Annotated in this window: 7 protein-coding genes and 1 pseudogene; all 8 read left to right on the plus strand. The window is 47.0% G+C overall.

Translation table 11 applies throughout. The annotated features are described in order from the left end of the window. Positions 1-1438 (plus strand): AMP-binding protein (locus Q0668_RS17170; RefSeq protein WP_298866845.1); only part of this gene is annotated, 1438 nt, incomplete at its 5' end. Beyond that, positions 1435-2634, plus strand: coding sequence for an acetyl-CoA C-acetyltransferase (locus tag Q0668_RS17175; RefSeq protein ID WP_298866847.1), 1200 nt, complete (start codon positions 1435-1437; stop codon positions 2632-2634). The genes Q0668_RS17170 and Q0668_RS17175, both read left to right, overlap by 4 nt. A gap of 29 nt (positions 2635-2663) precedes the next feature. Then, complete coding sequence (locus Q0668_RS17180; protein ID WP_298866849.1) at positions 2664-3596, plus strand: 3-hydroxyacyl-CoA dehydrogenase NAD-binding domain-containing protein; 933 nt, start codon at positions 2664-2666, stop codon at positions 3594-3596. 3 nt (positions 3597-3599) lie between these two features. Beyond that, positions 3600-4367 (plus strand): 3-hydroxybutyrate dehydrogenase, encoded by a 768-nt coding sequence (locus Q0668_RS17185; protein ID WP_298866851.1) that lies wholly within the window; start codon positions 3600-3602, stop codon positions 4365-4367. A gap of 156 nt (positions 4368-4523) precedes the next feature. Then, positions 4524-7775 (plus strand): DUF1549 domain-containing protein, encoded by a 3252-nt coding sequence (locus Q0668_RS17190; RefSeq protein WP_298866856.1) that lies wholly within the window; start codon positions 4524-4526, stop codon positions 7773-7775. A gap of 50 nt (positions 7776-7825) precedes the next feature. Continuing rightward, entirely contained in the window at positions 7826-9124 is a 1299-nt protein-coding gene (locus Q0668_RS17195) for a DUF1501 domain-containing protein (protein WP_298866858.1), read from the plus strand. Between the two features lie 271 nt (positions 9125-9395). Continuing rightward, positions 9396-10733 carry a sulfatase gene (locus tag Q0668_RS17200; protein ID WP_298866860.1) on the plus strand — a complete coding sequence of 446 codons (1338 nt, stop codon included), beginning with the start codon at positions 9396-9398 and terminating at the stop codon, positions 10731-10733. 34 nt (positions 10734-10767) lie between these two features. Next, positions 10768-11147 (plus strand): annotated as a pseudogene (locus tag Q0668_RS17205) (hypothetical protein); the annotation flags it as partial.

Here is an 11147-nt window from a genome sequence, read left to right on the forward strand (position 1 = left end):
AGGCGAACGCATAGCGGTGATGATGCCGATGACTCCGGAATCAGTGGCGATCTTTCTGGGAATTATCGCCGCTGGCTGTGTAGTCGTGACAATTGCCGACAGCTTTTCAGCAGAGGAAATGCAAGTTCGGCTTAAGATAACAGAACCGAAATTGATTTTTATTCAGGATGTCATTTCTCGAAACAATAAACAACTGCCTCTGTATACCAAGCTGGAGTCCGAAAGCAAATTACCGGCAATTGTTCTTCCGGAAAGCGAGTCCAGTCAGATTCCGCTCCGTTCAGGAGATCAACTTTGGTCAGAGTTTTTATCCGATCATCACGCGCTGACATACGCGGCACGAAAACCGCATGATGAAACGACGATCCTGTTTTCTTCGGGCACTACAGGAAATCCCAAAGGAATTCCCTGGGATCAGACAACGCCTGTCAAAGCTGCCGGTGATGGTTATCTGCATCACGATATTCATACCGGTGATGTAGTATGCTGGCCCACAAATCTCGGCTGGATGATGGGCCCCTGGCTGGTGTATGCCTCTTTAATAAATGACGCGACGATCGCGATCACCGATGCGGTTCCCACGAGCCGTGCATTTTGTGAATTTGTTCAGAACGCGAAAGTGACGATGTTAGGTCTGGTTCCCAGTATCGTTTCAGCCTGGCGAAGTCAGGATCGTGTCGCGGGTCTGGATTGGTCGCAGATTAAAGTTTTCAGTTCGACGGGTGAATGTTCAAATCCTGAAGACATGCTGTGGCTGATGTCGCGCGCCGGTTATCGTCCTGTGATCGAATATTGTGGTGGCACTGAAACGGGCGGCGGTTATATCACAGGTACCGTTTTGAAACCGGGTGTACCCGGTCTGTTTTCCTGTCCGGCTCTCGGTTTTTCCTGGCTCCTTCTGGATGAAACAGGTAACGAAACAACGAATGGAGAAGTCTTTTTTGAGCCTCCCGTCATCGGCTTATCAACTCGTTTGATCAATCGCGATCATCATGAAGTCTATTTTGCTGACATTCCGCCAGGACCCGGAGGACAGACTCTCAGAAGGCACGGTGATCAGATTGAAGCCTTACCCTTGGGGTATTATCGGGCACAAGGACGTATTGATGATGCCATGAATCTGGGGGGCATCAAAGTCAGTTCCGTACAATTGGAAGAGTTACTAAATCAGGCGACCGGAGTCAGAGAGGTTGCAGCAATTGCAGTTCCACCAGAAGGTGGGGGCCCCAGTCTGCTAGTCATTTTTGTGGTCTTACATGAGGGGGTAATGTTCGTCGCAGATCAGTTACAGCAGGAAATGCAACAGATCATTCGCAGTCAATTAAATCCTCTGTTTAAAATTCATCTCGTACACGAGATCGAACAAATGCCACGAACTGCATCTAATAAAGTGATGCGTCGGAAATTAAGAGATCTCTATCAAGGTTCAGAAATATGAGTCCGGGAAACAACAGAATTGCCATCTTAAGCGCTGCCAGAACACCCATTGGTGCTTTTAATGGTGCTTTCAAAGATTTATCCGCAGTGCAGTTGGGCACTATAGCAGCCCAGGAAACGCTTAAACGCAGCGGTCTGAATGCGAACCAGGTCGATGAAGTCTTTCTGGGACAAGTTTTTACCGCCGGTTGTGGCATGAACCCGGCACGACAGGTAGCCGTGAATTCTGGGATTCCTTATCAGGTTCCAGCGACAACTGTGAATATGGTGTGCGGTTCCGGATTGAAATCTGTGGCACTCGGGATGCAGACGATTTTGTGTGGCGATGCACGCGTTGTGCTGGCAGGCGGGATGGAAAGTATGAGCAACACTCCCTATCTACTGCAGGGGGCTCGGTCAGGTTTCAAAATGGGAGACCGGCAATTGGTTGACTCGATGGTTCATGATGCCTTGTGGGATGCCTTTTATGATTGTCACATGGGTATTACTGCTGAGAACCTGGCAGAAAAGTATGAGATCTCGCGTGAAGCACAGGATCGTTATTCCGTTCAAAGTCAAGAGCGCTGTCAGGCTGCTATCACTGCAGGAAAATTTGACGATGAGATTGTCAGTATATCGGTGCCGAGAAAGAAAGCAGAGCCGGAATCGATAACCCTTGATGAATACCCTCGTAAAGAGACAAACTTTGAAAAGATTTCCAGTTTACGTCCTTCCTTTAAACCAGACGGCACAGTAACAGCCGCCAATTCGTCTGGTATCAACGATGGAGCAGCGGCTTTGTTACTCGCCGATGAAAGTTTTGTTGAGGAGCACAACTTAAAGCCGTTAGCCTGGATCCTCGCATTTTCCAATGTGGGTCTGGATCCCAAGTATATGGGTCTGGGACCCACACACGCGATTGAGCATTTATTAAAAGCGGAATCGCTTACTTTGTCTGAGATCGATCTGCTGGAAGTCAACGAAGCATTTGCAGCGCAGACGCTGGCAGTCGGGAAAACATTAGACTGGGATCAAGAACGTGTGAATGTGAATGGCGGCGCGATTGCGCTCGGCCATCCGTTGGGCGCCAGTGGCGCCCGAATCGCCGTAACCTTGCTGCACGAAATGCGGAAACGGGAAGTACAACGTGGGATCGCTTCCCTTTGTATTGGTGGAGGCATGGGAATCGCGATGTTATTTGAGGCTGCGGAAGAATAAACCGCTTTGATAGATAGAGAGCCAATGTGATGCAGAAAATAGGAATTCTGGGTGCAGGCTTAATTGGCGCAAGTTGGGCCTCGTTTTTTGCTGCGCAAGGTTTGAGAGTTCGTATCTATGACGTGAACGCCGAAGTGAAAGCGCGTGCACTGGAAATAGCAGGCAACAACTTGCAGACGCTCGTCCATCTCAATTTACTCAGCCCGGAAGCAGCGAAAACAGGTCAACAAAATCTGCAAACTGTGAACTCACTCTCCGAATTATTATCGGAAATTGATTACGTGCAGGAATCGGTCATCGAAGATTATAAGATCAAGGCAGACGTCTATCGCGAATTTGAGCAATATGCACCGGATACCGCGATTTTGGCAAGTAGTTCTTCAGGGTTGTTGATGACACAAATGCAGTCGGTCATGCAGCATCCCGAACGCGCGTTAATTGCCCATCCCTTTAATCCACCTCATTTAATTCCACTGGTCGAACTGGTTCCTGGCGAGCAGACTGCTGCTTTCACAGTAGACACCGTCAAAGCATTTTTTCTGAAACTTGGAAAGCATCCTGTTGTTTTGAATAAGGAAGTCCCCGGTCACATTGCGAATCGTCTAGCGGCGGCTGTCTGGCGGGAGTCGCTGGCTTTACTCGATGAAGGAGTTGCCAGCGTGGAAGATATTGACGCTGCACTCTGTAAGGGGCCGGGATTAAGATGGGCCATGATGGGACAGCATCTGATTTATGAACTCGGCGGTGGTGAAGGGGGCTATCAGAAGTTTTTCGATACGATTGGAGCCTCGTTTGAAGAGTACTGGAAGGAGATGCAAGTTTGGACAACGATTCCCGATTCGGCTAAACAAAAAGCAGTGGCCGGTACAGAGACCTATCTGAAACAAAAAAGTCGTAGCGAATGGACTGCCTGGAGAGATGAGAAACTGGCACGGATTCAACAAGTATTGAGTGAGGAGTAAGGCATGTCATTACCTAAGACCGCTTTGATTACGGGAGCTGCCAGCGGTATCGGAGCCGAAATCGCGAAGACATTGTTTCATGATGGTTATCATGTTGTGATTGCTGATTTGAACGAACCCGAATATCTGTCAGACTTATCGGCGACAAATCAACGCTGCCTGTATACTCCTGCCGATTTGTCAAAACAGGAAAGCTGTCATGCGTTGGTCGAGCGTGTGCTTCAGGAATTTGGATCCGTTGATATTCTGGTGAACAATGCCGGCTTTCAACATATCTCACCACTGGAAGAATTTCCGGAAATGGTTTGGGAAAAAATGCTGCAGGTCATGTTGACGGCTCCTTTTCTGCTAACCAGATACTTGTTTCCTGTCATGAAGCGAAAAAATTGGGGGCGCATCATCAATATGGGCTCAATTCATTCACAGGTGGCATCCGTAAACAAGGCTGGCTATATTGCTGCCAAGCATGGTCTGGTGGGGCTGACGAAAACCACAGCTCTGGAAGGCGGTCCATTTCAAATTACTGCCAATGTGATATGTCCGGCATATGTCCGTACTCCTCTTGTAGAACAGCAGATCGAATCCCAGGCAAAAACTCTGGGAATCAGTATCGAAGAAGTGGAGAGCCAGGTTTTTCTAAAAGCGTCAGCAACAGGCAAGATGATCGAACCAGATGAAATCGCCTCAATGGTTAGTTATCTCTGCTCTCAGAAGGCGAAATCCATTACTGGCGCCTGTTGGACCATTGATGGTGGATGGACCGCTCAATGAATATCAGCAGTTACGACGATTGACGTCTGGTATTCGGCAAATCTCGCAAATCAAACATTATTTAATATTGCTTATATAATACGCACGCATTAAGGTATACTTATGTAATTGACTCAGGCAGATGTGTATTTGAAATCGTACTGAATGAGGTTACGGATGCATTTACGACGACAGTTGATCACAGCAATATTGATGCTCCTGATCTGCTTTTCTCAGCAAACATTTGCAGCTGAGGTAGAGGAACCAATATCCGCCAGGACTCCCGAGCAGATCGCCGCTTTAGGACTGCGTGGTTTCTACACCAATTTGCAGCATAATAAAGATGGTTCTGTACGGCTTATACGTCTGAGTAAGCCGCATGTGACTCTTGATAAGCTCGAACATCTTGAGCAGTTTCTGAAGTTGGATTATCTGGCGATCGTCTGTCCGCATCTCGGCGATGAAGGACTGGTTCATATTCAGCATCTGACCAATCTGGATACCTTAATGCTTTCTGAATCGGCGGTCACTGATTCGGGGCTTTCTCATTTGAAAAAGCTCAACAAGCTGGAGCGACTTTCTCTTGACGATACGAAAATCACAGACAAGGGTCTGGCTCAGATTGCACACCTGCAACAACTGAAGGTGCTTTCTCTAAAAAATACTGATGTCACAGACTTAGGTTTACAGCATCTGGTCGGTTTGAAAAATCTTGAAGTGTTGTTTCTTTCCGGAACCAAAGTGAGTGACGCAGGTGCCAGTCTTCTAGCTGGTTTGAAACAGTTGAAAGTGGTCTATCTTTCAAGGACTCAGGTCCGGGGCAAACACCTTGCACACCTTGCTGATTTACCTCAATTGGAATATCTGGCTCTCAATCACAATGCGTTAGACCAGAATATTATTGATGCAGTATCAAAAATGCCACAACTGAAAGGGGTTGAGCTCTATCACACACAACTCACTCGTGACACAATCAACCAACTCAAGAAAAAACTTGCGAAAACGAATATCTTCTCTGAGCTCGCTTCTGAAGCAGACAAGAAGTCGGAGGCGTTGCTTTTCTCCGATTCGAATTCACTGATTGAGAAGCCAGTTTTAGCGCCTATTCAGGAACGCATCAATGGCAACGAGAAACTCACACCCGATTTTCAAAGACATGTAATACCGCTCTTCGGGAGACTGGGTTGTAACAGCCGCAATTGTCATGGTTCGTTTCAGGGCCGTGGTGGTTTTCAACTTTCCATGTTTGGTTACGATTTTAAATTGGACCATGACAACCTGCTGAAACGTATTGACAAACAGAATCCAGAGGAAAGTCTGGTCCTGAATAAGCCTACTTCAGAAGACGAGCATGAAGGAGGGCTGCGACTGCCTCCCGGTGGCTGGGAACAGAAATTATTGCGGGAGTGGATCAATGGCGGAGCGAAATCCGTTGAGAAAAACGCCCCTCAGTTTGTGCGCCTGGAAGTCACACCCAAACAGATTGTCTTCTCGAAAAAAGGGGAAAAGGCGGCGATCAAGGCGATCGCGGTCTGGTCAGATGGTACACGTGAAGACGTGACCTGTCTGACGCGCTTTGAATCGAAAGATGATAGCGTGTCCGACGTTACACCGGAAGGAGTGATCCAAGCCAAAGGAACCGGCGATACTTATGTGATTTCTTATTACGATAATGGGATCTTTTCAACACAGGTGATTTTACCTGTAAAGAAGTATCAACCAGGCGAGTACCCAAAAGTTCCGACACCCACAGAAACCGATCAGCATATCGTCAACAAACTGCGAAAGTTAGGGATTCAACCTTCCGGCTTATGCACGGATGAAGAATTTCTCCGGCGTGTCAGTCTGGATCTCACAGCAACTCTGCCGACACCGGAAGAAGTTCGCGCGTTTGTAAAAGAAAAATCAACCGATAAACGCAGTAAAAAAATTGAAGAACTGCTCAAGCGATCTACCTATGTTGCCTGGTGGAGCATGAAGCTCTGTGATCTCACGGGGAGTAATGCCGGTTATCTTGGCGGGACAGAAATGGCACAGCCAGTGGCGAGTCAGTGGAATGCCTGGATCAAACGTCGTGTGCAAGACAATGTCGGCTGGGACAAAATTGTCTCTGGCATCATCTTAGGGACGAGCCGAAAACCGGGGCAGACCTTTGAAGAATTTATGGCACAACAAAGTGAGTATACCAGTAGCAAAGACCGCGCTGACTTTACGGCTCTCGATAATTCACTGCCACATTACTGGGCGCGCAGTAATATGTCTGTACCCTCCGATAAAGCTTTGGCGTTTGGCTATACATTTTTGGGGATGAGGCTGGATTGTGCCCAATGTCATAAGCACCCGTTTGATCAATGGTCCAAACAGGATTTTGTGTTGTTTACCGAGTTTTTTACCCGTATCAAATTTGGTGTGCCTCCCGATGCGACTGTCCTGCATGAGCAATCTCGCAATATGCTGGGCGTTCCGGTGAAATTGAATACCGCGGCATTACGCAGGCAAAGTTATTTGCGGATAGCAGCAGAAGGTCGACCAATTCCCTGGCGTGAAGTATATATCGAACCAGCCAAGAGTGATAAGCAGATCGCCAAGTTGCTGGGAGGTCAGGAGATCAATCTCAGTCAAAATACTGACCCACGTCAATTATTAATGCGTTGGATGCTGAATGAACCCAATCATTATTTTGCGAAAGCCTTTGTGAATCGTATCTGGGCTCATTATTTTAATGTGGGGATTATCAATCCGCCGGATGATTTGAATCAGGCCAACCCACCCAGTAATAAGGCCTTGCTAGATTATCTGGTCAAGGGGTTTATTGAGAGTGGCTACGATATGAAATGGCTGCATCGTACCATTACAAATAGTCGAACCTATCAATTGAGCTGGCGGCCCAATCAGTCGAATCGCAAAGATACTCGTAATTTTAGTCATGCAGTACTACGGCGTTTACCTGCGGAAGTTGCCATCGACGCCATTCTGCAGGCGACGTCAAACAACGAAAAAGTAAATCAGTTTGTGAGTAAGATTGAAGGCCGCAAAATTTCACAACATCCGAAGTCTTACCAGGCTCGTGCCATTGATTTCTCCTTGTTAGTGTTTGGGAAACCATTACGGACCACGAACTGCGATTGTGAACGTCAGGACGAACCAACGCTCCTGCAGTCACTTTATGTGCGAAACGATGAAGAAATGTTGAGCAATTTAACAAGAGCAGATGGCTGGTTAACTCAATTGAATAAAACAGATCTTAAACAAGTAGACCAAAAGTCGCTTGTCACTGAAGCATATTTAAGAACACTCTCCCGATTTCCCGAAGAGATCGAGATGAAAGAAAGTCTGCAATACCTGAAGTCGACAGGCACTCTAAAAGAAGGTCTGCACGATTTATTATGGGTGCTGTTAAATACCCAGGAATTTATTACCAATCACTAAATCTGAAACGTTGATAAACTTATGAAACAGTTTTCGCTGAGGACTATGGTATGAATCATCGCGAAAAAATTACCAGACGAAATGCTTTGCAAGTCGGGTTTCTCGGCGGACTTGGTCTGTCGCTTCCTGGTTTTCTTAAGTTATCCGCAGCGAATGAAGAATCCGGAGACAAAATAAAACCGAAAGCAGATTCTGTTCTGTTTTTGAATCTGGCCGGGGGTGTTTCTCACCTTGATACATTGGACAGGAAACCAGAAGCACCGGTTGACACGCAAGGTGAGTTCAAGTCGATTCAAACGAATCTCCCCGGGCATAATGTCTGTGAATACTTACCCAAGTATGCCGCAATGGCTGATCAGTTTACGCTCCTGCGTGGAATTGGACACTCCGCGGGCGCTCATCCTCAGGGACAATCCTGGATTTCGACAGGCAACCGACCGGTTCCGGCTTTGATTTTTCCGTCACTAGGATCCGTAATCAGTAAAGAGATATCCAGTAAGCCTGATCTACCCGGTTATGTTGCCATTCCGAAAACAGAGTGGAATGCCGGTTACATGGGTGATGCCTATGCTCCATTCAAAACGAATACGGTTCCACGTCCCGGGCAACCATTTCAAGTACGCGGCATTTCGTTACCCGATGGTTTAACCATTGAAAAAGTGAATCAGCGACAACAGCTTCTCAAAAAATTGGATCGCCGGTTTAAGGCGGATGCTACGGAGAGTCAACTGTTAGAAGCTTTGGATAAATTTGGTTCCCAGGCCTATAACATGATTACCTCAAAACGAGCGCGCGCCGCGTTCGATGTCGAACAGGAATCTTCGAAGATTCGCGACTCCTTTACTCCCGATGAATTCAGCCAATCGGTATTTCTTGGCTGCCGACTGATTGAATTCGGAGTTCCCTTTGTAACCGTGACTTATCAAGGCTGGGACACACATACTGAAAATTTTGCCGGCCATCGCAGATTATTGCCCGCCCTGGATACGGGTATCACAGCCGGTCTGGAAATGTTGAAACAGAAAGGGCTACTGGAACGGACTCTGGTCGTCATCATGGGAGAGTTCGGCCGTACTCCCAAAATTAACGTGAATGCTGGCCGCGATCATTATCCACGTGTGAACTGGTGCCTGATGGCCGGGGGTGGCGTCAAGCCGGGACAATTTGTAGGTGGAACCAATCAAGCCGGCGATGCACCTGACGACAAAACGAATATCAAACCGGATGATATTGCCGCCACGATTTATCATACACTAGGCATCGATCCACTCAAGGAATACTATACGAATACCGGTCGACCCACGATGCTGGTTCCGCACGGACGCATCATGAGTGAGCTTTTTGCTTAAGCATTCGAAAACTCAGTGGTTGTATTCTTTTATGCTGCAACACCGGAGTTCCTCTGTATTGATGACTGAAATGAAGGTCGTTTTATCTGGTGACGCCAACTTCACGCTGAGATGATTGATTTGTGTCACAGACTGCGGTCTAATAGGGGGCGGAAGTAGTGATATTGATCTCACAACTTTCGACAGAATCAGTCTGCGCCAGTAAGGACGGTTACAGGATATGCTTGATCTGTCTGGCAAAAGATTCTATCGCTAATGAGGCAAGCTCCTTATGAAATCTGTGTTGGTCACCGCGTGTTATTGCATTTTATTTCCTGCTCTTGTGACAGCAGAAGATAAAACAGTCCGCCCAAATATTGTGCTTATCATGGCCGATGATCTGGGTTATGGCGACCTGAGTTGCTATGGCAGTACACAGTGTGATACTCCCCAGCTTGACCGTCTGGCGTCCAGGGGGATGCGATTTACCGATTTTCATTTCAGCGGAACCGTTTGCAGTCCCACACGAGCCGGTCTGCTTACAGGACGCTATCAGCAGCGGGCTGGCATTGACGGTGTTGTGTATGCTGACCCGAAAAGAAATCGGCATCACGGATTGCAGAAGAATGAAATTACGCTAGCACAAAGTATGCAGGCAGCCGGTTATCGGACGGGAATGTTTGGTAAATGGCATCTTGGATATCAGAAACAGTACAATCCTACATTTCGAGGTTTTGAGCAGTTCGTGGGTTACGTCAGTGGGAACGTAGACTATTTCGCTCATCTGGATGGCACGGGGGTGTTTGACTGGTGGCACAATGCGAATCTAAATCGAGCAGAACAAGGTTATGTAACCCACTTGATTACCAATCATGCGGTCAACTTTATTCGCGAACAGAAGGATAAACCGTTCTTCGTGTATATCGCACACGAAGCCGTGCACTATCCCTATCAGGGACCAGATGATAAGCCAATGAGGAAAGAAGGCGTAGGCGATATCAAATCTGCCAAGCGAAAAGATATTTCCAATGCCTATCGAGAAATGAATACAGAAATGGATCGGGGAATCGGTAAAATCGTCTCTGTACTGGATGAACTAAAATTGACGGACAAAACGTTTATCTTCTTCCTTTCCGATAATGGTGCCAATAATAAAGGCTCAAATGGGAAGTTACGTGGATTCAAAGGCAGCGTTTGGGAGGGAGGCCATCGTGTGCCCGCTATTGCCTGTTGGCCCGGTCATATTTCTGCCAGCAGTGTATGTGATGAGACAGTAATCAGCATCGATTTGATGCCAACCATTTTAGATCTGGCACATGCAACTTTGCCTTCTAATCATCAATTGGATGGCATCAGTCTGCTTTCCCTGTTGGTGAAACAACAGAAATTGAAGCCGCGACTGATTTACTGGGATTATAATGGACGTTCAGCCGTTCGTCAGGGACCCTGGAAACTGGTCTTAAATCAGAATCGCCAATCCGCTGTCGAATTATTTCACATCCAGAATGATATTTCGGAATCACAAAATCTGGCTCGAATGCAGCCCCAACGTGTTCAGGAAATGCAGGCAGCGTTTACTGCCTGGAAAAAAGATGTAACCCAAACTGCAACACCTCAACCCAAAAAATAAGTTCAAAATGATCTTACTGACAGGAGCTCTCGGAATGTTTCGAATGATGATATTGATAGCGGTTCTGATTTCTCTGAATCTCAACGTGGCAGAAGGCGCTGTAAATTTACTCCAGGCGGGTGCAGCCAAGGTGAATATCAATCCCCGAAACTACCCGGTATCAATGACCGGGAGCTTTCAGGATCGACAGGCAATATCAGCCCATGATCCTTTACATGCGCGTGCTCTGGTTTTAAAGGATGGCAAAACCAGTATTGCGTTTGTTGTCTGTGATATCTGTTTAATTTCGCGGGATATTTTTGATGCTGCTAAAAAACAGGCATCAATTAAAACAGGCATTCCAATAAGTAACATGTTGACATCTGCAACACACACATTTCTGTGTGTGAGGAAATGTGCAGAAGTTGTGCACAA

Origin of the sequence: uncultured Gimesia sp. (genome assembly GCF_937910335.1) — a bacterium.
Classification (GTDB): Bacteria; Planctomycetota; Planctomycetia; order Planctomycetales; family Planctomycetaceae; genus Gimesia.